This window comes from Rhizobacter sp. P1_G5 (genome assembly GCF_056405435.1).
Window position 1 is genome coordinate 1 of record NZ_JBFUCB010000028.1, and the last position, 23,052, is coordinate 23,052.

24 protein-coding genes and 1 pseudogene are annotated in these 23,052 nt (G+C 70.3%); 17 read left to right on the forward strand and 8 right to left on the reverse strand.

Features of this window, described 5'->3' with window-relative positions; translation table 11 throughout:
• The 3 genes from AC1D12_RS03780 to ssuE all read right to left on the reverse strand — a co-directional run.
• Positions 1 to 653 (reverse strand): aliphatic sulfonate ABC transporter substrate-binding protein (locus AC1D12_RS03780; protein ID WP_477838927.1); only part of this gene is annotated, 653 nt, incomplete at its 3' end.
• Complete coding sequence (locus tag AC1D12_RS03785; protein WP_477824507.1) at positions 650 to 1,633, reverse strand: sulfonate ABC transporter substrate-binding protein; 984 nt, start codon at positions 1,631 to 1,633, stop codon at positions 650 to 652. The genes AC1D12_RS03785 and AC1D12_RS03780, both read right to left, overlap by 4 nt.
• Positions 1,634 to 1,705: 72 nt before the next feature.
• Positions 1,706 to 2,245, reverse strand: a complete 540-nt coding sequence (ssuE, locus tag AC1D12_RS03790) for an NADPH-dependent FMN reductase (protein WP_477824508.1) — start codon at positions 2,243 to 2,245, stop codon at positions 1,706 to 1,708.
• A 272-nt stretch (positions 2,246 to 2,517) separates the two neighbouring features.
• On the opposite strand from ssuE, the pseudogene AC1D12_RS03795 reads away from it, so the two are divergent.
• Both AC1D12_RS03795 and AC1D12_RS03800 read left to right on the forward strand, forming a co-directional pair.
• Positions 2,518 to 2,979 (forward strand): annotated as a pseudogene (locus AC1D12_RS03795) (DUF1016 N-terminal domain-containing protein); the annotation flags it as partial.
• A gap of 15 nt (positions 2,980 to 2,994) precedes the next feature.
• Entirely contained in the window at positions 2,995 to 3,609 is a 615-nt protein-coding gene (locus AC1D12_RS03800) for a PDDEXK nuclease domain-containing protein (protein ID WP_477824521.1), read from the forward strand.
• On the opposite strand, the gene AC1D12_RS03805 is transcribed toward AC1D12_RS03800, so the two are convergent.
• Genes AC1D12_RS03805 through tauA form a run of 5 tightly spaced genes read right to left on the reverse strand, consistent with a single transcriptional unit; the run spans position 3,597 to position 7,857 of the window.
• Complete coding sequence (locus AC1D12_RS03805; RefSeq protein ID WP_477824509.1) at positions 3,597 to 4,592, reverse strand: isopenicillin N synthase family dioxygenase; 996 nt, start codon at positions 4,590 to 4,592, stop codon at positions 3,597 to 3,599. The genes AC1D12_RS03800 and AC1D12_RS03805 overlap by 13 nt on opposite strands.
• A gap of 7 nt (positions 4,593 to 4,599) precedes the next feature.
• Complete coding sequence (locus AC1D12_RS03810) at positions 4,600 to 5,100, reverse strand: TauD/TfdA family dioxygenase (protein WP_477838929.1); 501 nt, start codon at positions 5,098 to 5,100, stop codon at positions 4,600 to 4,602.
• A complete protein-coding gene (gene tauC, locus AC1D12_RS03815; protein WP_477824511.1) occupies positions 5,100 to 5,966 on the reverse strand; it encodes a taurine ABC transporter permease TauC in 867 nt (288 codons plus the stop codon). Before tauC ends, AC1D12_RS03810 begins: the two co-directional genes overlap by 1 nt.
• 9 nt (positions 5,967 to 5,975) lie before the next feature.
• Positions 5,976 to 6,770, reverse strand: a complete 795-nt coding sequence (gene tauB / locus AC1D12_RS03820; RefSeq protein WP_477824512.1) for a taurine ABC transporter ATP-binding subunit — start codon at positions 6,768 to 6,770, stop codon at positions 5,976 to 5,978.
• 34 nt (positions 6,771 to 6,804) lie between these two features.
• A complete protein-coding gene (gene tauA / locus AC1D12_RS03825; RefSeq protein WP_477838931.1) occupies positions 6,805 to 7,857 on the reverse strand; it encodes a taurine ABC transporter substrate-binding protein in 1,053 nt (350 codons plus the stop codon).
• 196 nt (positions 7,858 to 8,053) lie between these two features.
• Here tauA and AC1D12_RS03830 point away from each other — a divergent pair, with 196 nt between their 5' ends.
• From AC1D12_RS03830 to AC1D12_RS03900, 15 genes are all read left to right on the forward strand, one after another.
• On the forward strand, positions 8,054 to 8,521 hold the full coding sequence (locus tag AC1D12_RS03830) for a rhodanese-like domain-containing protein (protein ID WP_477838933.1): 468 nt from the start codon (positions 8,054 to 8,056) through the stop codon (positions 8,519 to 8,521).
• Positions 8,522 to 8,523: 2 nt separating this feature from the next.
• Positions 8,524 to 9,411 carry a serine O-acetyltransferase EpsC gene (gene epsC / locus AC1D12_RS03835; protein ID WP_465110156.1) on the forward strand — a complete coding sequence of 296 codons (888 nt, stop codon included), beginning with the start codon at positions 8,524 to 8,526 and terminating at the stop codon, positions 9,409 to 9,411.
• Entirely contained in the window at positions 9,408 to 9,641 is a 234-nt protein-coding gene (locus AC1D12_RS03840; protein WP_477838935.1) for a helix-turn-helix domain-containing protein, read from the forward strand. Before epsC ends, AC1D12_RS03840 begins: the two co-directional genes overlap by 4 nt.
• Before the next feature lie 128 nt (positions 9,642 to 9,769).
• Positions 9,770 to 10,699 (forward strand): family 2A encapsulin nanocompartment shell protein, encoded by a 930-nt coding sequence (locus tag AC1D12_RS03845; RefSeq protein ID WP_477838937.1) that lies wholly within the window; start codon positions 9,770 to 9,772, stop codon positions 10,697 to 10,699.
• Positions 10,699 to 12,375, forward strand: a complete 1,677-nt coding sequence (locus AC1D12_RS03850) for a family 2A encapsulin nanocompartment cargo protein cysteine desulfurase (RefSeq protein ID WP_477838939.1) — start codon at positions 10,699 to 10,701, stop codon at positions 12,373 to 12,375. The genes AC1D12_RS03845 and AC1D12_RS03850 overlap by 1 nt, the downstream gene beginning before the upstream one ends.
• Positions 12,376 to 12,491: 116 nt before the next feature.
• Entirely contained in the window at positions 12,492 to 13,865 is a 1,374-nt protein-coding gene (locus AC1D12_RS03855) for a pyridoxal-phosphate dependent enzyme (protein ID WP_477824516.1), read from the forward strand.
• Positions 13,862 to 15,037: a trans-sulfuration enzyme family protein gene (locus tag AC1D12_RS03860; protein WP_047503915.1), complete on the forward strand. Its 1,176-nt coding sequence runs from the start codon at positions 13,862 to 13,864 to the stop codon at positions 15,035 to 15,037. Before AC1D12_RS03855 ends, AC1D12_RS03860 begins: the two co-directional genes overlap by 4 nt.
• Before the next feature lie 114 nt (positions 15,038 to 15,151).
• The gene (locus AC1D12_RS03865) at positions 15,152 to 15,985 is read left to right on the forward strand and encodes an ABC transporter substrate-binding protein (protein ID WP_047503912.1); all 834 of its coding nucleotides are present in this window, start codon (positions 15,152 to 15,154) and stop codon (positions 15,983 to 15,985) included.
• 101 nt (positions 15,986 to 16,086) lie between these two features.
• Positions 16,087 to 16,782, forward strand: coding sequence for an amino acid ABC transporter permease (locus AC1D12_RS03870; protein ID WP_047503909.1), 696 nt, complete (start codon positions 16,087 to 16,089; stop codon positions 16,780 to 16,782).
• Between the two features lie 19 nt (positions 16,783 to 16,801).
• The gene (locus AC1D12_RS03875; RefSeq protein ID WP_477838942.1) at positions 16,802 to 17,485 is read left to right on the forward strand and encodes an amino acid ABC transporter permease; all 684 of its coding nucleotides are present in this window, start codon (positions 16,802 to 16,804) and stop codon (positions 17,483 to 17,485) included.
• Between the two features lie 217 nt (positions 17,486 to 17,702).
• On the forward strand, positions 17,703 to 18,143 hold the full coding sequence (locus AC1D12_RS03880; RefSeq protein ID WP_047503904.1) for a chemotaxis protein CheW: 441 nt from the start codon (positions 17,703 to 17,705) through the stop codon (positions 18,141 to 18,143).
• A complete protein-coding gene (locus AC1D12_RS03885) occupies positions 18,140 to 19,612 on the forward strand; it encodes a CheR family methyltransferase (RefSeq protein WP_477824518.1) in 1,473 nt (490 codons plus the stop codon). Before AC1D12_RS03880 ends, AC1D12_RS03885 begins: the two co-directional genes overlap by 4 nt.
• A complete protein-coding gene (locus tag AC1D12_RS03890; RefSeq protein WP_477838944.1) occupies positions 19,609 to 20,148 on the forward strand; it encodes a chemotaxis protein CheW in 540 nt (179 codons plus the stop codon). The genes AC1D12_RS03885 and AC1D12_RS03890 overlap by 4 nt, the downstream gene beginning before the upstream one ends.
• A gap of 32 nt (positions 20,149 to 20,180) precedes the next feature.
• The gene (locus AC1D12_RS03895; RefSeq protein WP_477827924.1) at positions 20,181 to 21,644 is read left to right on the forward strand and encodes a CHASE3 domain-containing protein; all 1,464 of its coding nucleotides are present in this window, start codon (positions 20,181 to 20,183) and stop codon (positions 21,642 to 21,644) included.
• Positions 21,645 to 21,690: 46 nt separating this feature from the next.
• Positions 21,691 to 23,052 (forward strand): chemotaxis protein CheA (locus tag AC1D12_RS03900; protein WP_477838945.1); only part of this gene is annotated, 1,362 nt, incomplete at its 3' end.

Sequence of the window (23,052 nt, forward strand, 5' to 3'; positions counted from 1 at the left end):
AGGTAGAACGAGTTGTTGCTCGACAGGTCGCGGCCGTTGGCCAGCACGCGCGGTTTCAGGTCGAGCTCGACGGCCGCGTAGTAGGGGTCCCAGATCGCCCAGGCGTCGACGCTGCCGCGCTCGAACGCGGCGCGCGCGTCGGACGGTGCGAGGTACACCGGCTGGATGTCGGACCACTGCAGCCCGGCGCGGTCGACCGCGCGCACCAGCAGGTAGTGGGCGCTCGACCCCTTCTGCAGCGCGACCTTGCGGCCCTTCAGGTCGGCCAGCGTCGCAAGCGGCGCATCGGGCTTCACGAGGAGGGCCGACGACAGCGGCTTCGGCGGCTCGGCGCCGACGTAGCGCAGGTCCTTGCCGGCGGCCTGCGCGAACACCGGCGGCGTGTCGCCGGTGAGGCCGAACTCGAGGCTGCCGACGGCCAGCGCCTCCAGCAGCTGCGGCCCGGCCGGGAACTCGATCCACTTGACGGTGCTGGCCGGGAAACGCTTTTCCAGCGCGGCCTGCTGCTTCAGCACGACGAGGTTGACGGCGGCCTTCTGGAAGCCGATGCGCAACTGGGCGGGCGCCGATTCTGCGGCGCGCGCGAACCCGGCCAGCGACGCCGCGGCCGCGCCGAGCGTCACCTGCAGCAGCTCGCGTCGCGTGCCTCTCATGGCGCGCTCGCGGTCTTCAGCGCCGTCGGCAGCGCATCGGAGATGCGGATCGCCTTCGGGATCAGCTTCAGCTCGAAGAACGCGTCGGCGATCTTCTGCTGCTGCGCGGCCACGTTCGGCGTGATCGGCACGATGCCGTACGCGAAGCGGCCGGCGGCGACCTCGGCAACGCCGACATCGAGCCCGATCTGCGGCGCGAGGAAGGCAGCCACCTCGCGGCTGTTGCCCTCGGCCCAGCGGTCGAGCCTGGCGAGTTCTTCGACGATCGCGCGGATCACCTGCGGCTGCTTGTCGGCATAGGGCCGCGACGCGAGGTAGAACTGGTGGTTCGAGACCAGCCCCTTGCCGTCGGCGAGCACGCGCGCGCCGAGCTGCTTTTCGGCCGCGGCGAGGAACGGATCCCAGATGACCCAGGCGTCGACGCTGCCGCGCTCAAAGGCGGCGCGCGCATCGGCCGGCGCGAGGAACACGGTCTGGATCTCGCTGTACTTGACGCCGGCTTTTTCCAGCGCCTTGACCAGCAGGTAATGGACGTTGGAGCCCTTGTTCAGCGCGACCTTCCTGCCCTTCAGTTCAGCGACCGAGCGGATCGGCGAATCCTTCGCGACGACGATCGCCTCGCCGGCGGGTGCGGGCGGCTGGTTCGCGACGTAGACCAGGTCGGCACCGGCCGCCTGCGCGAAGATCGGCGGCGCTTCGCCGACGGTGCCGAAATCGATCGAGCCGACGTTCAGGCCTTCGAGCAGCTGCGGGCCGGCCGGGAACTCGGTCCACTTGACGTCGACGCCCTGCGGCGCGAGGCGCTTCTCGAGGTCGCCGCGCGCCTTCAGGATCGTCAGCGTGCCGTACTTCTGGTAGCCGATGCGCAGCTCGGTGCGGGTCTGCGCGAGGGCCGGACCGGCAACGAGGCCCAGGGCCAGCGTCAGTGCAAGGCCGAGGCGGCGGTGCGTCGAGAACAGCGAGTCGATCCGCAGGTTCATGGTGGTACTTCCAGGGGTGGACGGACAGAAGGAAAAAGACACCCCGGCCCCTTGCGGCGCCGGGGTGCCGAATCACCCGGCGTTCATGGCAAGCGGGCGAGGAGACAAGGGTTGCAGCGCGCGGTCGAGGCGTTCGACCAGGGCGTCATCGGGGACGTAGCCGCCGGATTCGTGCGGCACCAGCTGCGCATCGGTGGCGAACACGCCGTCGAGGATGTCGCGTGCGCCGAGTGCGGACAGCACCGGCTTCAACGCGTAGTCGAGCGCGAGCAGGTGCGCGAGGCTGCCGCCGGTGGCCAGCGGCAGCACGGTCTTGCCGCGCAGGCCGTCGGTGGGCAGCAGGTCGAGGAACAGCTTCAGCAGGCCGCTGTACGCGGCCTTGTAGATGGGGGTGGCGACCAGCAGCAGGTCGGCATCGCGCACTTCGTCGAGCGCCGCGCGGATCGATGCGTTGTGTGAATCGGCGTGCAGCAGCGGCGCGGCGGGCAGCTCGCGCACCGCGATCAGGCTGCTGGTGTCACCCGTGCCTTCCAGGCGCGTCTGCGCGAGCTGGAGCAGCCAACCCGAACGCGATCGGAGCGAGGGACTGCCGGAAATGCTGACGATCTTCATGGCGGATCGGGCGGGGTGGTGCCCGGTGGTGACGACGAGCCGCCACGATAGGGACCGGTCGGTCTAACGCCAACGAATGAAAGTGGTTTTGCTTATTGGCTGGGCGCATAGGCCTGCCCGGCGGCCATCGCTTTTCGAGAACCCGCTATCTCGGGGATGTGACCCGGACATCTTTCACCTGACGCGCTCTGGGGCGCTTCGCGAGACTGCGCGGTCGCAACATGATCCAGCTGGGAGAAGGGGATGAAATTCAAGTTGAGTAGAGCAGTCCGATGAGCGAAACCATCGAGCCGGTCTCCAGTCCTCCGGCAACGACCTCCGAGGCAGCCTTCGGTGAAGTGGTCACGCTGATTCGAGGCGCACGTGGACGTGCCACCCGGGCAGTCAATGCCGAAGTCATTGAGCTGTACTGGCGCATCGGTCAGTACTTGCATCAACGCATCGAAGCCGATGGCTGGTCCAAGGGAACTGTCGAAAAACTCGCCGCCTACATCGCCCAACGTGAGCCGGGCCGAAATGGTTTTTCGGCCCAGAACCTCTAGCGCATGCGGCAGTTCTTCCGGGCCTACCCTCAAGACTCGAAACTCTCAACATTGCTGAGAGAGATTTCGTGGTCCTCGCATCTGCACATCCTCAGCCGCACCAAGCGCGAGGAAGAACGTGAGTTCTACATGCGCATGRCCGCCCAGCAAGGGTGGCAGGTGCGCGAAGTGGCGCGGCAAATCGACAGCGGTCTGTTCGAGCGGACCGTGCTCCATCCGCCAAAAGCCTCAACTGCGTTGAGACAGCTGCAGCCTCAAGCTGAACAGCACTTCAAGGACACCTACCTGCTCGACTTCCTGGCCCTGCCAGATCCGCACTCCGAATCAGAACTGCATCGCAGCCTGCTGATGAACCTGGGCCGTTTCCTGACGGAGCTGGGTCGGGACTTCTGCTACATCGGCAGCGAATACCCGATGCAGGTCGGCGGGCAGGACTTCATGCTGGACCTGCTCTTCTTCCACCGCGGCCTGAACTGCCTGGTGGCCATCGAACTGAAGGTCACCGCTTTCGAGCCTGAGCACCTGGGCAAGCTGAACTTCTATCTGGAGGCGCTGGACCGTGATGTGAGAAAGCCTCACGAGAATCCGGCCATCGGGCTGTTGCTGTGCACCAGCAAGGACCACGAGGTGGTGGAGTACGCGCTGAGCCGCACGCTCTCCCCGGCGCTGGTGGCGCAATACCAGACGCAGTTGCCGGACAAGCAGATGCTGGCGATGAAACTGCACGAGCTCTACGCCTTGAGTGCACCGACGACGGCGCAGGACGCCAAAAAATCAGCCGTGCGCAAGAACACGGCGCGCACGCCGCGTCACAACACCTGATCCCTCAGCTGCGGAAACACCTTCCCCACCTTCCCCAGCAGGTAGTCCCCATACGTCCCGTCGAACGCATGCGGGTTGGCCCGGTCCCAGCGCGTCGCGCTGTCGTCGTCGGCCTGCGGCAAGCCTTCGATGGGCTGCACGCGCGCATCGAAGGCCGGATCGAAGAAGAACGGGAACGACAGCCGGTCGCGGCCCGACGTGTTCAGGCGCACGCGGTGCGGCGTCGAGCGGTACAGCCCGCCGGTCATCCGGTCCAGCATGTCGCCGATGTTGCAGACGAAGCTGTGCGGCAGCGGCGGCGCCTCGATCCAGCCTTCACGCGTCCTGACCTGCAGGCCGCCGACATCGTCCTGGCGCAGCAGCGTCAGCAGGCCGTAGTCGGTGTGCTCGCCGACGCCCCACTGCGCATCGGTGCCGGCCGGCACCGGGCGCGTCGGGTAGTTGAACAGGCGGAACAGGATCAGCGGGTCGGCCGTGCAGCGTTCGGCGAAGTAGCCAGGCGGCAGCGCCAGGCTCTGCGCGATGGCACGCATCACGCGGTGGCCGAGGCCGGTCAGCGCCGCCATCGTCGCGAGCAGTGTCTCGCGGAAGCCGGCCAGCGTGGCGTGCTCCGGAAACAGGTTGCGCCCATGCACCGGCGTGCGCGCCCGCACGCGCGGATCGTCGTCGCCGAGCTCCGCGCCGAGGTACAGCCCTTCCTTCCAGTCGGGCCGACCCGAGGTCAGCTCGCCGCCCAGCGGAAAGTAGCCACGCCACGCCCGCCCACCCAGCGCCATGCGCCACTGCAGCTTGGTCGGCTCGTCGAGCGCGAAGAAGCGGCGGCTCAGGTCTTCCAGCCGGTCCATCAACGCCTCGTCGACACCATGGCCGACGACGTAGAAGAAGCCATGCGCGCGGCACGCCTCGCCGATCCGCCGCGCGACCTCCGGCTCCGGCGACGCGAGGTCGATCACCGGCACATGCTGCTGCAGCGAGAGCACCATCAGCGCATCAGAAGGGTTTGTCGCCCAGCACCGTCGCGCGGTGCATCACGCGGCGGTGCGGCAGGTAGTCGGCGGTGGCGCAGTGCTGCGTCAGGCGGTTGTCCCAGAAGGCCAGGTCGTGCAGCTTCCAGCGCCAGCGCACCGTGTGCTCCGGCTTCGCGACATGCTCGAACAGCAGCCGCAGCAGCGCGTCGCTCTCCTTCGCGGCCAGCTCGACGATGCGGGTCGTGAAGCCCTCGTTGACGAACAGGCCGCGCAGCCCGCTGACCGGGTGCGTGCGGATCACCGGGTGGATCACCGGCGGGTTCTTCGCACGCGCCTCGTCCCAGCGCACGCGCTCGTCGGGCGTGCGGGCGAAGCGGTGCGCGGGAAAGGACTTCACCATGTCATGCTCGGCCGTCAGGCCGTCGAGCATACGCTTCAGTGGTGCCGACAAGCTCTCGAAGGCCGCGATGCCGCTCGCCCACAGTGTGTCGCCGCCCGACGGCGGCAGCAGCCGCGCCGCCATCAGCCCCGCCCCTGCCACGGCACCAGCCGCCGCTGCAGCGCACGCAGCCCCAGCTCCAGCCCGAACGCGATCAGCGCGATCGTGAAGATGCCAAGCAGCACGATGTCGGTGTTCAGGAACTGCGCGGCCGACTGCACCATGAAGCCGAGGCCGCGCGTCGCGGCGACCAGCTCGGCGGCGACCAGCGTCGACCAGCCGACCCCCAGCCCGACGCGCAGCCCGGTCAGGATCTCCGGCAGCGCGCTCGGCAGCACCACGTGGCGCAGCAGCTGCCAGCGCGTCGCGCCGAAGGCCTGCGCGGCGCGGCGGCGCGTCTCGTCGACCTGGCGCACACCGGTGGCGGTCGCGATCACCAGCGGCGCGAAGATCGCGAGCGTGATCAGCAGCACCTTCGACAGCTCGCCGATGCCGAACCAGATCACGATCAGCGGCAGGTAGGCAAGCGGCGGCACCGGCCGGTAGAACTCGATCAGCGGATCGAACACGCCGCGCGCGGTGGGCGACAGGCCCATCCACAGCCCGAGCGGGATGGCGGTCAGCACCGCGATGCCGAGCGCGAGCGCCACGCGCGCCAGGCTCGCGCCGGCGTGCTGCCACAGCGTGGCGTCCATGTAGCCCTCGCCTGCCACGCGCAGGAACTTCTCCCACACCGCGGCGGGCGGCGGCAGGAACAGCGGCTCGATCCAGCGCGCCGCCGTCACCGCCTGCCACACGGCCAGCAGCACCAGCACGCTCAGCAGGCTGATCACGACGGGGCGCGACCACAGCGGCGCGGCAGCCTCGGGCCCAGCCTTCGGCCTGACGGATTCGTCGAGCGCGGCAGGCTGCGTGAGCACACGCACGGTCATCGGAGAGATCGCATCCATCGCTTCGGCTCAGTGCACCGCTTCGTCCTGCGCGAACACCGCGCCCAGCACCTGCTCACGCACCGCGACGAACTCGGGCAGCGACTTGATCGCCCGCGCCGCCTCGCCCTGCGCATGGCGGCGGCCGAAGTCCAGCGCACGTTGCTGCACGATGCGCGCCGGCCGGCGCGACAGCACCACCAGGTCGGTCGCGAGGAACACCGCCTCCTCGACGCCGTGCGTCACCAGCACGATGGTCTTGCCGGTGGCCTGCCAGACCTTCAGCAGCAGCTCCTGCATGCGCTCGCGCGTCAGCGCATCGAGGGCGCCGAACGGCTCGTCCATCAGCAGCACCTCGGGGTCGGCGGCCAGCGCGCGGGCGATACCGACGCGCTGGCGCATGCCGCCCGACAGCTCCCACACCGGCCGCGTCTCGAAGCCCTCCAGCCCGACCAGCGCGAGGAACCCGCGCGCCCTGTCCTCGCGCGCCGCGCGGCCCCCACCGCGCAGGCGCAAGGGCAGGGCGACATTGTTCAGCACGTCGAGCCAGGGCAACAGCGCGTCGTCCTGGAACACGACGCCGCGGTCCGCGCCGGGCCCGGTGATCGGGCGGCCCGACACCGACACCCGCCCGCCGCTGGGTGTCACGAACCCGGCGATGACATTCAACAAGCTGGACTTGCCGCAGCCCGAGGGCCCCAGCAGCACCGCCAGCGCGCCTTGCGGCACCTGCCAGTCGATGGCATCCAGCACGGGGGTGTTCACAGCCGTGGTCGACCCTGCAGCACCCCGGTACCCTACAGTGACCGCCTGCAGTTCGACCACGGCGTGAACTCCTTCGTGTCTCGTTGGTGCGTGTTCAGCGTGCGGTCGCGACGGCCTGGCCCGAGGCCTTGGCCGCGGCCTGCACGTGCTTCACGCTCACATAGCTGCCGTAGTCGGCCAGCACCTGGTCGACCTTGCCTTGCTCCTTCAGGAACTTCGCGGTGTCGGTCAGCGCCTTGACGGTGCCCCCGCCCAGCAAGGCCGGCGAGGCCTGCTCCGCGAGCGTCGGGAACTTCGAGCCGGCCAGCAGCTCGGGCACGTCGGCGGCGGTGGCGCCGGTCAGCTTGACGATCTTGTCGACGTTGGCCTGGTTCGCGACGAAGGCCTTCGCATCCTTGCGGTAGGCGGCATACGCCTCGCCGGTGATGCGCACGAACTGCGCGACGAACGCCGGGTTCTTCTGCGCGAAGTCACGGCGCACGATCCACGCATCGAAGGTCGGCGCACCCCAGGTCGCCACGTCGGCCGAGCTGGTCAGCAGCTTGCCGCTCTCCTTGATCTTGCCGAGCGCCGGATCCCACACATAGGCGGCGTCGATGTCGCCGCGCTGCCAGGCCGCGGTGATCTCGGTCGGGCGCAGGTTGATGACGTTGACCTTCTTCGCATCGATGCCCCAGTGCTTCAGCGCGGCCAGCAGGCTGTAGTGCGTGGTCGACACGAACGGCACCGCCACCTTCTTGCCGACCAGGTCGGCCGGCTTCGCGATGCCCGAACCGTTGCGCACGACCAGCGCCTCGGCGCTGCCGATCTCGGCGGCGACCAGGATGGTCTCGATCGGCAGCTCCCGGCTCGCGGCAGCGGCCAGCGGGCTGGAGCCGACGTAGCCGATCTGGATGTCACCCGACGCGACGGCAGTGATGACTTCGGCACCGCTCTCGAACTTGCGCCATTCGATGGCCTGGCCGGTGGCTTTCTCATAGAGGCCGTCGGCCTGCGCGACCTTGGCCGGCTCGACGACCGTCTGGTACGCGATCCGCACCGGCTGGGCTTGCGCAACGGCCGAGCCCGCGGTGGCGAACAGGCCGAGCGCGATGGCCAGGGCCTGGACGATGGAAGCACGACGGGCTGCGCGACGGGTGTGTGTCATGGTTCTCCTCCTCGGGTGTCGATGCGACTGCAAGGCCTGCACGGTACGGCGCGCCGCCGCCGATCCGAACGAAGCTTTTCGGATGTGCTCATGCCGGCTGTGCGGCGGGCGAATATCGAAGCACGCTTTTCTTCGTTCGCCGCGGCAATTGGTGGCGATAGCCTTCATTCGACATTGATCGCTGAAGGAGACCGCCATGTCCGCCGTGCTCGCAGAATTCCCCCGTCCCACCGTGCTCGAAGAGGCCCGCCAGCGCGCCCGTGACGGCCAGCTGCCGTTCGCCGGCAGCCTGTCGCCGGTCGATGCCTGGGCGCTGACCCGCAGCGGCCAGGCCGTGCTGGTCGACGTGCGCACCGCCGAAGAGCGCAAGTTCGTCGGCCACGTCGCCGAGAGCGTGCACGTGCCCTGGGCCACCGGCACCAGCCTGACGCGCAACCCGCGCTTCGTGCGCGAGCTGGAGGCCAAGGTCGCCAAGCCGGCGGTCGTGCTGCTGCTGTGCCGCAGTGGCAAGCGCTCGGCGGCGGCGGCCGAGGCCGCGACCAAGGCCGGCTTCGCGCAGGCCTTCAACGTCAGCGAAGGTTTCGAGGGCGAGCTGGATGCGCAAGGCCAGCGCGGCCACGCCGACGGCTGGCGCTTCCACGGCCTGCCGTGGATCCAGGATTGACCATGTCGGCATCTGCCTTCGACGTGGCCGAGGTCGTCGCCGGCCTGCGCGCTGCCCGCACCCGCTGGCGCGAGTCGCAGCAGCGCCAGCGCGAACCCGGCGGCCGCGAACTGCCGTCACGCGAGGCGCTGCAAGGCATCGTCGAATCGCTGCGCGGCGTGCTGTTCCCGATGCGGCTCGGCCCGCCCGACCTGCGCCAGGACAGCGAGGACTGGTACATCGGCCACACGCTCGACACGCTGCTGCATGCGCTGTGCGCTCAGGTGAAGCTCGAGCTGCGCCATGCTGGCCGGCACGAGGTCGACGCCGAAGACCTGGTGCGCCGCTTCGCCGCGTCGCTGCCCGCGATCCGCGGCCTGCTCGACAGCGACGTGCTGGCCGCCTTCCACGGCGACCCGGCCGCGCGCAGCGTCGACGAGGTGCTGCTGTGCTACCCCGGCATCGACGCGATGGTGCACCACCGCGTCGCGCACCGGCTGTACGAGCTGGGCGTGCCGCTGCTGGCGCGCATCGTCGCCGAGCTGGCGCACGGCCGCACCGGCATCGACATCCACCCGGGCGCGACCATCGGCGCCGGCTTCTTCATCGACCACGGCACCGGCGTCGTGATCGGCGAGACCGCGGTGATCGGCGAGCGGGTGCGCGTCTACCAGGCGGTGACGCTGGGCGCGAAGCGCTTCCCGACCGACGACGACGGCAAGATCCGCAAGGGTCTCGCACGCCACCCGCAGGTGGAGGACGACGTGGTGATCTACGCCGGCGCGACGCTGCTGGGCCGCATCGTGATCGGCCGCGGCTCGACGATCGGCGGCAATGTGTGGGTCACCGACGACGTGCCGCCGGGCAGCCAGGTCACGCAGGCAACGACTCGCCAGGATCGCCGGCCATGAGCACGACGCTGCGACAGCGCTTCGGCCAGGTGGTGCGCCGCACGCGCGAGGACCGCGGCTGGTCGCAGGAGCAGCTCGCCGGCCGCGCCGACCTGAACCGCTCCTACCTCGGCGAGATCGAGCGCGGCACCGTGATGCCGTCGATCGAGACCGCCGCCAAGCTCGCCGCGGCGCTGGGCGTGAGCCTGTCGTCGCTGATCGCGCGCTTCGAACTGGGGACGCCTGCCTGATGACATGACACGCGAGTCACCCTTTGATGGCGATAGCCGGTTGATCGGCGCACGGGCGCTGGCGACACTGCGCCCGCTTATCTGATCCCCGCATAACTTCATTCGTTTTTCGTTTCAGGAGTTCCTCCATGGCTGACACCCAGCAACAGCTGGCCCTTGGCGACAACGCCGCCCGGCAACTTGCCAACGCGACCAAGACGGCACCGACCCTCGCGACGCTGACGCCGCGCTGGCTGACGCACCTGTTGCAATGGGTGCCGGTCGAGGCCGGCATCTACCGCCTGAACACGGTCAAGAACCCGCAGGACGTGCTGGTGGCCTGCTCGTCGCAGCGCGACGAGGGCGAGCTGCCCAGCACCTACGTCGACTACGACGAGCGGCCGCGCGAGTACTTCCTGAACGCGGTCAGCACCGTGCTGGACGTGCACACCCGCATCTCCGACCTCTACAGCAGCCCGCACGACCAGATCAAGGAGCAGCTGCGCCTGACGATCGAGACCATCAAGGAGCGGCAGGAGAGCGAGCTGATCAACAACCCGGACTACGGGCTGCTCGCCAGCGTCGCCGACGAACAGCGCGTGTTCCCGCTGACCGGCGCGCCGACGCCCGACGACCTGGACGAGCTGCTGAGCAAGGTCTGGAAGGAGCCGGCGTTCTTCCTGACGCACCCGCTGGCCATCGCCGCGTTCGGCCGCGAATGCACCCGCCGCGGCGTGCCGCCGCCGACCGTCAGCCTGTTCGGCTCGCAGTTCATCACCTGGCGCGGCATCCCGCTGATCCCGTCCGACAAGGTGCCGGTGGCGGACGGCAAGAGCAAGATCCTGCTGCTGCGCGTCGGCGAGAAGCGCCAGGGCGTCGTCGGGCTGTACCAGCCGGGCCTCGCCGGCGAGCAGAGCCCGGGGCTGTCGGTGCGCTTCATGGGCATCAACCGCAACGCGATCTCGTCGTACCTGATCTCGCTGTACTGCTCGCTCGCGGTGCAGGTGCCTGATGCGCTGGCCGTGCTCGAGGACGTCGAGATCGGCAAGTTCCACGAGTATCCCGACACGTACAAGTGATGAGCACGATCGACGCGTTCGACCCCGCAGCGATCGCGAAGCTGGCGGGGGAACTCTTCGCGAACTGGCCCGGGGCTGCACCGGCGGCTCCGTCATTCGCTCCCTCGGTGCCGGCGAATGCGCACCCGGCCGGCTTCACGCCGCCGCCGGGCAGCAGCGGCCCGGCCACACCGAACGTGCAGCCGCTCACTGCCGCCGTTCCTGGTGGCAACCTGGTGCCAAGCTCGCCGCAGCATCCGGCCGCGTTGGCGGCGCAGCTGCCATCGTCGCTGCCGCATGCGCCGGCCGGCAACGGCGTGCCCGACCTGGGCTACACCGCGGCGCCGGCCTGGGATGGCCGCTTCGGCAGCTCGTCCGCCGGTGTGGCACCGGTCTCGCCGTCGTTCTACTTCCTCGAGACGCCGCGCCATCCTGGGCAGCGCGCGCTGGGCGAGCCCAGCCATGCCGCACCGGTGAAGCCGGCCTTCGACGTCAACGCGGTGCGGCGCGACTTCCCGATCCTGCAGGAGCGCGTCAACGGCCGTCCGCTGGTCTGGTTCGACAACGCCGCCACCACGCAGAAGCCGCAGGCGGTGATCGACCGCATCAGCCACTTCTACGAGCACGAGAATTCGAACATCCACCGCGCGGCGCACAAGCTGGCCGCGCGCGCGACCGATGCGTACGAAGGTGCGCGCAAGACGGTGCAGCGCTTCCTCGGCGCCGCGTCGGTCGACGAGATCGTGTTCGTGCGCGGCACCACCGAGGCGATCAACCTGGTCGCCAAGAGCTGGGGCGCGAAGAACATCGGCGCCGGCGACGAGATCATCGTCTCGCACCTGGAGCACCACGCCAACATCGTGCCGTGGCAGCAGCTCGCGGCAGAGAAGGGCGCGGTGCTGCGCGTGATCCCGGTCGACGACCGCGGGCAACTGAAGCTCGACGAGTACCGCAAGCTGCTCGGCCCGAAGACGAAGCTGGTGTCGGTGACGCAGGTATCGAACGCGCTCGGCACGGTGGTGCCGGTGCAGGAGATCGTCGCGCTCGCCCACGCGGCCGGCGCGAAGGCGCTGGTCGACGGCGCGCAGTCGGTGTCGCACATGCGGGTCGACGTGCGCGCGATCGATGCGGACTTCTTCGTGTTCTCCGGCCACAAGCTGTTCGGCCCGACCGGCATCGGCGTGCTGTACGGCAAGCAGGAGATCCTGGAGGACATGCCGCCGTGGCAGGGCGGCGGCAACATGATCGCCGACGTGACCTTCGAGAAGACGGTCTACCACGGCGCACCGACGCGCTTCGAGGCCGGCACCGGCAACATCGCCGATGCGGTCGGGCTGGGCGCGGCGATCGACTACGTGCAGCGGCTCGGGCTGGATGCGATCGCGCAGTACGAGCACGCGCTGCTCGGCTACGCGACGCACGCATTGCAGCCGATCCCCGGCGTGCGGCTGGTCGGTACCGCGCAAGACAAGGCGAGCGTGCTGTCGTTCGTGCTCGACGGGTACTCGACCGACCAGGTCGGGCAGGCGCTGAACCGCGAGGGCATCGCGGTGCGCACCGGCCACCATTGCGCGCAGCCGATCCTGCGCCGCTTCGGGCTCGAAGCGACGGTGCGGCCGTCGCTGGCGTTCTACAACACCTGCGAGGAAGTGGATCGCTTCATCGCGGTGGTGAAGCAACTCGCGAACCGGCGATAACCCCGCTGGTAGCCCGGATGCCAATCCGGGTTCGTGCACACACCCCGGATTAGCATCCGGGCTACGAGGCGCGTGCTCACGAGGCGCGCGTCTTCATTCATTCTGGAGACAAACCCATGAACGCCACGACCCACCCCGCCGTGCTCGACCTGATCGGCAACACGCCGCTGGTGCGCGTGACGCGCCTCGACACCGGCCCGTGCACGCTGCTGCTGAAGCTCGAATCGCAGAACCCCGGCGGCTCGATCAAGGACCGCATCGGCGTCTCGATGATCGAGGCCGCCGAGCGCGACGGCCTGCTGCAGCCCGGTGGCACCGTCGTCGAGGCGACCGCCGGCAACACCGGCCTGGGCCTCGCGCTGGTGGCGCGCGCCAAGGGCTACCGCGTCGTGCTGGTCGTGCCCGACAAGATGTCGACCGAGAAGGTGCTGCACCTGAAGGCGCTCGGCGCCGAAGTGCACACGACGCGCTCCGACGTCGGCAAGGGCCACCCGGCCTACTACCAGGACTATGCGGCGCGCCTCGCGAAGGAGATCCCCGGCTCGTTCTTCGCCGACCAGTTCAACAACCCGAACAACCCCCTCGCCCATGAACGCGGCACCGGCCCCGAGCTGTGGGAGCAGAGCGGCCACGACCTCGACGCGATCGTCGTCGGCGTCGGCTCGTCGGGCACGCTGACCGGGCTGACGCGCTACTTCCGCACCGCGCAGCCGAAGCTCGAATTCGTGCTCGCCGACCCGGTGGGCTCCATCCTCGCCGACCAGGTGCTGACCGGCACCCATGGCCCGGCCGGCTCCTGGGCCGTGGAGGGCATCGGCGAAGACTTCATCCCGCCGATCGCCGACCTGTCCGGCATCAAGCACGCGTACTCCATTTCGGACGAAGAGAGCTTCGCGACCTCGCGCGAGCTGCTGCGCGCCGAAGGGCTGATGGGCGGCTCATCCACCGGCACGCTGCTGGCCACCGCGCTGCGCTTCTGCCGTGCGCAGACGAAGCCGCTGCGCGTCGCGACCTTCGTCTGCGACACCGGCACGCGCTACCTGTCGAAGGTCTACAACGACAGCTGGATGATCGACGAGGGCCTGCTCGCCCGCACGCAGTACGGCGACCTGCGCGACATCGTCGCGCGCCGGCCCGACGAGGGCGGCGTCGTCAGCGTGACGCCCGACGACACGCTGCTGACCGCGTTCCAGCGCATGCGGCTGGCCGACGTGTCGCAGCTGCCGGTGCTCGACGGCACCCGGCTCGCCGGCGTGATCGACGAGTCCGACGTGCTGATGCAGCTGCAGGGCGACCCGGCGCACTACGGCAACACCGTCAGCTCGGCGATGAGCGCCGCGCTGGAGACGCTGCGCCCCGGCTCGAGCATCGCCGCGCTGCGCCAGGTGCTGGACCGCGGCCTGGTCGCGATCGTCGCCGACGGCGATACATTCCACGGCCTGATCACCCGCTTCGATCTCCTGAACCACCTCCGCAAGGCACGCCGATGAGCTCCAAGGACACCCACCAGTTCGCCACGCGCGTGATCCACGCCGGCCAGTCGCCCGACCCGACGACCGGCGCGATCATGCCGCCGATCTACGCCACCTCCACCTATGTGCAGCAGAGCCCCGGCGTGCACAAGGGCCTGGACTACGGGCGCTCGCACAACCCGACGCGCTGGGCGCTGGAGCGCTGCGTCGCCGACCTCGAAGGCGGCACGCGCGCGTTCGCGTTCGCCTCCGGGCTGGCCGCGATCTCGACCACGCTGGAGCTGCTGGACGCCGGCGCGCACATCATCGCGAGCGACGACCTGTACGGCGGCACCTTCCGCCTGTTCGACAAGGTGCGCACGCGCAGCGCGGGCCACCGGTTCAGCTTCGTCGACCTGTCCGATCCGCAGGCGCTGCGCGCCGCGATCCGGCCGGAGACGAAGATGGTCTGGGTCGAGACGCCGAGCAACCCGATGCTGAAGCTGACCGACCTGGAGGCTATCGCCCGCATCGCGCATGAGCACGGCCTGCTGGCGGCGGCGGACAACACCTTCGCGAGCCCGTACGTGCAGCGCCCGCTGGAGCACGGCTTCGACGTGGTCGTGCACTCGAGCACCAAGTACCTGAACGGGCATTCGGACGTCATCGGGGGCGTCGCGGTGGTCGGGCAGCGCGCCGAAGCGGCCGGCCATGCGGAGCGCCTGGGCTTCCTGCAGAACGCGGTCGGCGCGATCGCCGGGCCGTTCGACAGCTTCCTGACGCTGCGCGGCGTCAAGACCCTGGCGCTGCGCATGCAGCGGCACGGCGAGAACGCATCGGCCCTCGCGCAATGGCTGGAGCGCCACCCGAAGGTCGCGCGCGTGCACTACCCGGGCCTCGAATCGCACCCGCAGCATGCGCTCGCGAAGCGCCAGATGCAGGGCTTCGGCGGCATGCTGTCGGTCACGCTGAAGACCGACCTGGCCGGCTCGCGCCGCTTCCTCGAGGCCTGCGAGGTGTTCTCGCTGGCCGAGAGCCTGGGCGGCGTCGAGAGCCTGATCGAGCACCCGGCGCTGATGACCCACGCGACGATCCCGGCCGAGCAGCGCGCGCAGCTGGGCATCAGCGATGCGCTGGTGCGGCTGAGTGTCGGCATCGAGGACCTGGCCGACCAGCGGGCCGACCTGGAGGGGGCGCTGGCGCGCATCTGAGCCGGAGCATCCAACCAACACGCCTTTGCTTATCCGGATTCAGTCGTTCGCGGATCGATCAGGCTTCGGTAGTCTGCGAACCCTGATTCCAACAACATGCTGAAGAGAACCCTCATGCAAAAACGCCTGTTCCTGTCCACGCTGGTCGCGGCCGCCGCCGCGGTGTTCTCGGTCGGCGCCCATGCCGACCAGCTCGCCGACATCCAGAAGAAGGGCGAGATCGTCATCGGCGTGCTCGGCACCGACGAACCGAACAGCTTCGTCGACCCGAAGACCCGCGACGTGGTCGGCTACGAGGTCGACATCGGCCGCGCGATTGCTGCCAAGCTGGGCGTGAAGCCGGTGTTCAAGCAGCTCGCCGTCGCCGCGCGCATCCCCGAGCTGCAACAAGGCCGCGTCGACCTGCTGGCCGCCTCGCTCACGCACAACAAGGAACGCGAGGCGCTGATCGACTTCTCGCTGACCACCTTCGTGACCGGCCAGAAGGTGCTGGTGAAGAAGGACAGCGGCATCTCGCAGTTGTCGCAGCTGGGCGGCAAGAAGGTGCTGACCGTCAAGGGCGGCACGCAGGAGCCGAACATCCGCAAGGCGGTGCCCACCGTCGACGTCGTCACCTTCGAGACCACGCAGCAGGCCTTCCTCGCACTGCAGCAGGGCAAGGGCGTCGGCTACGTCAATGACGAAGCCTCGCTGATCGACGACTTCGGCAAGCTCGGCCCGGCCGCGAAGAACTACCTGATCATCCCGCAGAGCATCAGCACCGAAGCACTGGCGCTGGGCATCCGCAAGGGCGAGGCCGGCGTGAAGGGCGTCGTCGACGGCGTGCTGCGCGACCTGGAGAAATCGGGCGAGGCCGACAAGCTGTTCCAGAAGTGGTACGGGCCGAACACGCGCCTGAAGTTCCAGTCGCGGGACTTCAAGTTTGTTTCCGACAAGATCGACGGTTAAGCTCGGCTGAAACCTGAATCGGTGCCTCGCCCTCTCACGGGGGCGAGGCACTTTGTTGTTGGGCCGACTTTTCCGCAGTCTTCGCCGTACTTTCCTTCGCCGTGCCTTCCTTCGACTTCTCCCTGCTGCTGTCCGGCCAGTACCACGATGCGCTGGTGGCCGGCTTCGTGCTGTCGCTGCAGCTGACCGCCGTCACGCTGGTGCTGGCGGTGCCGCTGGCCACCACGGTCGCGATGCTGCGGCTGTCGCCGTCGCGGGTGCTGCGCGCCATCGGGGTGTCGTACGTCGAAGCGATCCGCAACGTGCCGCTGCTCGCGCACATGCTGTTCTGGTACTTCGGTGCACCCGAGATGCTGCCCGAGGCGCTGAAGCAGCGCCTGTACGCCACCAACATCGAGGCGATCAGCGCGGTGGCGGCGCTCACGCTCTACACCGCCGCCTACATGGCCGAGGACATCCGCAGCGGCATCCGTGCGGTGCCGCCGGGGCAGATGGAGGCGAGCCGCGCGCTCGGGCTGGGCTTCCTGCAGTCGATGCAGCTGGTGATCCTGCCGCAGGCGGTGCGCATCACGGTGCCGCCGCTGATCTCGCAGACGCTGAACCTGTGGAAGAACACCAGCATCGCCACCGTGATCGGCGTCGCCGAGATGATGTACCGCGCGGCGCAGGTCGAATCGGCGACCTTCCGCAGCGTCGAGGCCTTCGCGTTCGCGACCGCGGCCTACCTGACGATCTCGCTCACCATCACCGGCCTCGCGAGCTGGTACCAGCACCGCTGGCCGGTGCGCTCCAGGTGATGCCACAGATGAGCGCGCGATGATCGAGCTGATCCAGACCTACTGGCTCTACTTCCTGATCGGCCAGTACCCGAACGGGCCGCTGGGCGGGCTCGCACTGACGGTGCTGCTGGCCGCGCTCGGCCTGGTGCTGGCGTTCCCGCTCGGGCTGCTGCTGGGGCTGGCCCGCATCAGCGAGCACCGCGCGCTGCGCTGGCCGGTCACCGCGCTGGTGTTCGCGGTGCGCGGCATCCCGCTGCTGATGGTGGTGTTCTGGGCCTACTTCTTCCTGCCCAGCGTCACCGGCCACAAGACCGACCAGTTCACGACGATGTTGATCGCGCTGGTGGTGTTCGACGGCGTCTACATCGCCGAGATCGTGCGCGCCGGCGTGCGCGGCATCCCGGACGGCCAGATGCACGCGGCACGCTCGCTCGGCTTCGGCCGCTTCGGCGCGCTGCGCTACGTGATCCTGCCGCAGGCGCTGCGCCACATGCTGCCGTCGCTGGTGAACCAGTTCGTCTCGACGATCAAGGAGACCTCGCTCGGCTACATCATCGGGTTGACCGAGGTCGCGTTCATCACGACGCAGATCAACACGCAGGTGTTCACGAAGCCGGTGYAGGTGTATGCGACGCTGGCCGTCACCTACTTCGTGCTGTGCTTCGGCTTGTCGCGCGTGGCGTATGTCATGGAGCGGCGGCTCGCGACGACGCGCGCCTGACCACCAGGCGCTGCCTGCTGGCACTGGGGGAAATTGCCCCCCGGCGTCTTCGAATACGCGCTATAACATTCCCGTCAAACGAAGAGACAACTTCGCAGAGTCCCGAAACGGACTGTCAGGGAGCTGACGACGATGACCGAGCCGCTTGTGCGCGCGTTCGTCGTCACCGGGTGCGTGTCATGGCGTCGGCGGGCCTGAGCCTGCCAGCGGAAGCCCGGTGGACGATCGCCACGCCGAACTGTCGCTGATCTGCCGCGTGCGGACATGGCGATGCGCCCTTGCGCTGAGCGAGGTGGTCGAAACCCTGCGCCCGCTGCCGGTCGAGGCGGTGGCCGGTGCCCCCTTCTTCATGCGCGGCCTGGCCCTGGTGCGCGGTCTGGCGTTGCCGGTGATCGACGCCGCGCGCCTGCTCGATGGCATCGACGCGGTGAGTGCGCCGCGCCGCTTCGTCGTGCTGCGCACCGGCGAGCGCCGTGTCGTGCTGGCGGTCGACGAGGTGCTCGGCGTGCGCGCCGTGCCGATCGATGCACAGCACCCGCTGCCGCCCTTGCTCGACGAGGCCGGCCGTGACGCCGTCGCCTGCATCGGCCGGCTGGACGCCGAGCTGCTGCTGGTGCTGGACAACGCGCGGCTGCTGTCCGACGAGGTGCTGGCATGACGGTTCGCACCGAGCGCTTCCAGGCCTTGGTGGCACGGCGCTTCGGCCTGCAGTTCGAGACCGACCGGCTGGGCTGGCTGGACGGCGTGCTGCAGCGCCAGCTCGACACGGCCGGCATCGGCTGCGAGCACTACCTGGCCGAGCTCGCCACGCCGTCGGACAACCCGGCCGCCGACGATCGCTTCAGCGCGCTGGTGCAGGAGCTGACGGTGCCGGAAACCTACTTCTTCCGCCACCTCGACCAGCTGCGTGCGTTGCGCGACCAGGTGCTGCCCGGCGTGCCGCGCGGCGCGGACGGCGGGCGCTGCCTGCGCGTCCTGTCGGCGGGCTGCGCGTCCGGCGAAGAGGCGTACTCGATCGCCATGCTGCTGCGGGAGGCGCTGCCCGCAGCGTCCTGCACGCTGGCCGTGCTCGGCCTCGACCTCAACCCCGAGATGATCGAGCGGGCCCGCCGCGCGCGCTATTCGGAATGGTCGCTGCGCGAGACCCCGCAGCCGCTGCGCGAGCGCTGGTTCCAGCGCGACGGGGCCGACTTCGTGCTCGATGCCGAGGCCCGCGGCGCGGTCCGTTTCGAGCCGCGCAACCTGTGCGCGGACGACCCCGCGTTCTGGCAACCCGGTTCGTACGACGTGGTGTTCTGCCGCAACGTGCTGATGTACCTCACGCCCGACGACGCGCGGGCCGTGGTGGCGCGCTTCGCGCGGGCGCTGGTGCCGGGCGGCCACCTGTTCCTCGGCCACGCCGAGACACTGCGCCGGCTGTCGGATGACTTCGACCTGCGCCACACGCACGACACGTTCTACTACCAGCGCAAGCCGGGCACGCTGCCGGCCGCCGCGGCGCCACGCGCGCCTGCCGCCGCCACCGAATGGGTGCAGGCGATCGACCATTCCTCCGAGCGCATCCGTCAGCTGACCGTGCCGGGTACACCGCCGCCCCGGGCCGACCCCGGCGATGTGCCGGGCGCGCGGCCGCTGGTGCAGGCGCTCGAGCTGTTCGCGGCGGAGCGCTTCACGCAGGCCCTCGACGTGCTGCAGGCCCTGCCGCCGGCGGCCGCGCCGGACCCCGAATCGCAGCTGCTGCAGGCGGTGCTGCTGACCCACGTCGGCCGCTTCGCCGAGGCCGAGGCGGCCGGCCGCGCGCTGCTGGCCACCGACCCGGCGAACGCCGGAGCGCACTACGTGCTCGCGCAGTGCCGCGAAGGGGTCGGTGACCCGGCCGGTGCCGCCGAATGCCACCGGCTGGCGGCCTGGCTGGACCCGGACTTCGCGATGCCGCGCCTGCACCTGGGCCTGCTGGCGCGCCGTCGCGGCGACATGCGCGCGGCGCGGCGCGAACTCGCCCAGGCGCTCGCGCTGCTGCAGCGCGAGGCGGCGTCGCGCCTGCACCTGTTCGGCGGCGGCTTCGACCGCAATGCGCTGCTCGCGCTGTGCCGCACCCAGTTGCACGCCTGCGGAGCCTGGCCATGAGGTCCGTCGCCACCAGCACCGCCGAGCAGCTGCGGCAGGCCTTCGACGCCTCGTTCGCCGAGCCGCTGCGCGCCGATGCCGAGCCGCCGGACGACTTCCTCGCGATCCAGGTCGATGCCGACCCGCATGCGCTGCGCCTGGCCGACGTCGCCAGCGTGCTGCTGCTGGACGCGGTCACGCCGCTGCCGAGCCCGCTGCCGGAGCTGCTCGGCGTGATCGGCTTTCGCGGCGGGCTGCTGCCGCTGTACGACCTGCGGGCCGTGCTGGGCTACGCCGGCCAGCGGCCGGCGCGCTGGGCGGTGGTGGCGGCCGCCGCGCCGCTCGCGCTGGCGTTCGACAGCTTCGACGGCCACCTGCGGGTGCCGCGCGGCGCGGCCCGGCCCGCGGCCGACCCGTCGGCGGCGCGCCGCCACGTGCAGGAGATCCTGCAAGGCCCCGGCCAGCACGCTGGACAGGTGCGGCCGGTGGTCGCGCTGGCCTCGGTGCTGGACACCCTCACCGCCGCGGCGCGGCGCTGCGCCGCCGGCACGGCTTGATCGACTGACAGACTGACTGACAGGAGCACCGCATGTGGACCTTCGGACGAAAAATCGCCATCGGCTTCGCCGTCTCGTTCCTGCTGCTGCTGGGCATCGGCAGCGTGGCGTACCGCAGCCTCGACTCGCTGACACGCACCAGCTACGCGGTCGCGCACACGCACGTCGTGCTGGAGCACGTCGCCGGCCTGCTCGGCCAGCTGAAGGACGCCGAGACCGGCCAGCGCGGCTTCGTGATCACCGGTGACGAGGCCTACCTGGAGCCCTACCAGGCCGCGGTCGGCGCGGTCGCGCGGCAGGTCAAGGAGCTGCGCGAGCTGACCGCCGACAACCCGAACCAGCAGCGGCGCATCGACGCCGCGCAGGCCCTCGTCTCGGCCAAGCTGGCCGAGCTGCGGCGCATCATCGACCTGCGCCGCCAGGCCGGCCTGGACTCCGCCGTCAAGGCGGTGCTGGGCGGCGAGGGCAAGCGCACGATGGACGAGTTCCGTCAGGTCGCCGAACAGATGGAGCGCGAAGAGCGCGACCTGCTGAAGCAGCGCGCCGACGACGTCGAGGCCACCGCCGCGGGTGCGCGCTCGACCATCGTGCTCGGCACCCTGTTCTGCCTGCTTTTCGTCGGTGCGGCGGGCTACGTGCTGACGCGCTCGCTGACGACCCAGATCGCGGCCGCCGTGCAGCACGTGCAGCGCTCGTCGACCGAGCTGCAGTCGGCGGCCAACCAGCAGGCCGCCGGGGCGCGCGAATCCTCGACCTCGATGACCGAGATCACCACCACCATCAGCGAGCTGCTCGCCACCTCGCGCCAGATCGCCGAGAGCGCGCAGCGCGTGGCCGGCGTCGCCGAGCAGACCGCCAGCGCCGCCGGTGCCGGCGCCGGCACCGTGCAGGTGGCCAAGGAGTCGATCGCGGGCATCCGCCAGCAGGTCGACCTGGTCGTCAACCACATGCTGGAGCTGGGCAAGAAGTCGCAGCAGATCGGCGCCGTGCTCGACATCGTCTCCGAGCTGGCCGAGCAGACCAACATCCTCGCGATCAACGCCACCATCGAAGCCACCGGCGCCGGCGAGGCCGGCAAGCGCTTCGGCGTGGTGGCCGACGAGATCCGCAAGCTGGCCGACCGCGTGGCCGGCTCCACCAAGGAGATCCGCACGCTGATCGAGGACGTGCGCGGCGCGGTCAACACCACCGTGATGGCGACCGAGACCGGCTCGAAGGCGGTCGACGCCGGCGCGCGCCAGTTCGGCGACGTCGCCGCATCCTTCACGCGCATCGCCGCGCTGGTGGCCACCACAACTGAGGCGGCGCGCGAAATCGAGCTGTCGACCAAGCAGCAGACCACCGCGGTCGAGCAGGTCAACATCGCGATCTCCAACACCGCCCAGGCCACCAAGGAAACCGAGGCGAGCTCGGGGCAGACCTTCCAGACCGCGTCGCAGCTGGCCGGGCTGTCCAAGGAACTGCTGCGGCTGGTGCAGCCGCAGGTGGCCGCCTGAGGACCCGGGCACCGCCCGTCACCGCCTGTCACCGCGCGCCGCCCCGATGGTCACCGACCCGTACCGCTACTTCCGCGTCGAGGCGCGCGAGCTGCTGGAGCAGCTGGGCCAGGGCCTGCTCGACCTCGAGAAGGGCGCCGGCGACGCCACGACCGTCGCCCGCCTGCTGCGCGTGGCGCATACGCTGAAGGGCGCGGCACGGGTGGTGCGCCAACCGGCGATCGCCGACCACGCACACGCCCTCGAAGACCTGCTCGGGCCGTGGCGCGACGCGCCGGATGCACCGCCGCGCGACACCGTCGACGCCTCGCTGGCGCTGCTCGACGCGATCGGCGCCGGCCTGGGCGCGCTGGACCTGCCGGCGCCGGCCGCGGCACCCCGGCCGGACCCGCAGTCGCGCGCCACCGCGCCGACCGAGACGCTGCACACGGTGCGCACGGTGCGCGCCGACGTCGCCGACATGGACCTGCTGCTCGACAGCCTGACCCAGGCGCATGCGCAGGTCGCGGCACTGCGCCGCGGCCTCACGGCCACGCTGCGCGCCTTCGGGTTGGCCGACGGGCTGGCCGACCGGCTGGACCCGCGCCGCGGGCGCGCCGATGCGCCGGCCGGCGAGCTGTCGCAGGTGGCCTCGCACGCGATGGCCGAGGAACTGCGCAGCCTGCTCGGCGGCGTCGAGCGCGGCCTGGGCGCCTCGGTCGACCAGATGGACCGCGAGCTGCGCCAGGTGCGCGAGGCCGCCGAGCAGTTGCGGCTGGTGCCGGCGGCCGCGCTCTTCACGCCGCTGGAGCGCACCGTGCGCGATGCCGCCCAGCTGCTGGGCCGGCGCGTGGTGTTCGAGGCCCGCGGCGGCGACGTGCGGCTGGACGCCGAATGGATCGAGACCCTGCAGGGCGCGCTGCTGCAGCTGGCGCGCAACGCGGTCGCGCACGGCATCGAGAGCGAGGCGGCGCGCATCGCCGCCGGCAAACCGGTGCAGGGCCGCGTCACGCTCGAGGTCGCGCGGCGCGACCGGCACCTGGTGTTCCGCATCGGTGACGACGGTGCCGGCATCGATGCGCAGGCCGTGCGGCTGGCCGCCCAGCGCAAGGGCTGGCCGACACCGGCGCTGCGCGAGCTGGACGGCCCGGGCCTGCTGCAGCTGCTGATGCGCGGCGGCCTGAGCACGGCCAGCGTCGTCACCGAAGTGTCGGGCCGCGGCATCGGGCTGGACGTCGTGCGCGACGCCGTCCAGCGGCTGGGCGGCCGGGTCGCCGTGCAGACGCAGCCCGGCGTGGGCACGACGCTCGAGCTGGTGGTGCCGATGTCGGTCGCCTCGCTGCAGGCGCTGGTGGTCGAGGCCGGCGGCCGGCGCGTCGCGCTGCCGCTGGCGGCGGTGCGGCGCGCGCTGCGCCACGGCGCCCACGAA

Coding starts and splice junctions, on each gene's coding strand:
- ssuE (WP_477824508.1), bottom strand. CDS start 2,245: ATGAAGATCGTCAGCATTTCCGGCAGTCCCTCGCTCCGATCGCGTTCG.
- AC1D12_RS03785 (WP_477824507.1), bottom strand. CDS start 1,633: ATGAACCTGCGGATCGACTCGCTGTTCTCGACGCACCGCCGCCTCGGC.
- AC1D12_RS03855 (WP_477824516.1), top strand. CDS start 12,492: ATGAACGCCACGACCCACCCCGCCGTGCTCGACCTGATCGGCAACACG.
- AC1D12_RS03865 (WP_047503912.1), top strand. CDS start 15,152: ATGCAAAAACGCCTGTTCCTGTCCACGCTGGTCGCGGCCGCCGCCGCG.
- AC1D12_RS03810 (WP_477838929.1), bottom strand. CDS start 5,100: ATGGCGGCGCGGCTGCTGCCGCCGTCGGGCGGCGACACACTGTGGGCG.
- AC1D12_RS03850 (WP_477838939.1), top strand. CDS start 10,699: ATGAGCACGATCGACGCGTTCGACCCCGCAGCGATCGCGAAGCTGGCG.
- AC1D12_RS03860 (WP_047503915.1), top strand. CDS start 13,862: ATGAGCTCCAAGGACACCCACCAGTTCGCCACGCGCGTGATCCACGCC.
- AC1D12_RS03845 (WP_477838937.1), top strand. CDS start 9,770: ATGGCTGACACCCAGCAACAGCTGGCCCTTGGCGACAACGCCGCCCGG.
- tauC (WP_477824511.1), bottom strand. CDS start 5,966: ATGGATGCGATCTCTCCGATGACCGTGCGTGTGCTCACGCAGCCTGCC.
- AC1D12_RS03890 (WP_477838944.1), top strand. CDS start 19,609: ATGAGGTCCGTCGCCACCAGCACCGCCGAGCAGCTGCGGCAGGCCTTC.
- AC1D12_RS03895 (WP_477827924.1), top strand. CDS start 20,181: ATGTGGACCTTCGGACGAAAAATCGCCATCGGCTTCGCCGTCTCGTTC.
- AC1D12_RS03830 (WP_477838933.1), top strand. CDS start 8,054: ATGTCCGCCGTGCTCGCAGAATTCCCCCGTCCCACCGTGCTCGAAGAG.
- AC1D12_RS03805 (WP_477824509.1), bottom strand. CDS start 4,592: ATGGTGCTCTCGCTGCAGCAGCATGTGCCGGTGATCGACCTCGCGTCG.
- AC1D12_RS03885 (WP_477824518.1), top strand. CDS start 18,140: ATGACGGTTCGCACCGAGCGCTTCCAGGCCTTGGTGGCACGGCGCTTC.
- tauA (WP_477838931.1), bottom strand. CDS start 7,857: ATGACACACACCCGTCGCGCAGCCCGTCGTGCTTCCATCGTCCAGGCC.
- epsC (WP_465110156.1), top strand. CDS start 8,524: ATGTCGGCATCTGCCTTCGACGTGGCCGAGGTCGTCGCCGGCCTGCGC.
- AC1D12_RS03840 (WP_477838935.1), top strand. CDS start 9,408: ATGAGCACGACGCTGCGACAGCGCTTCGGCCAGGTGGTGCGCCGCACG.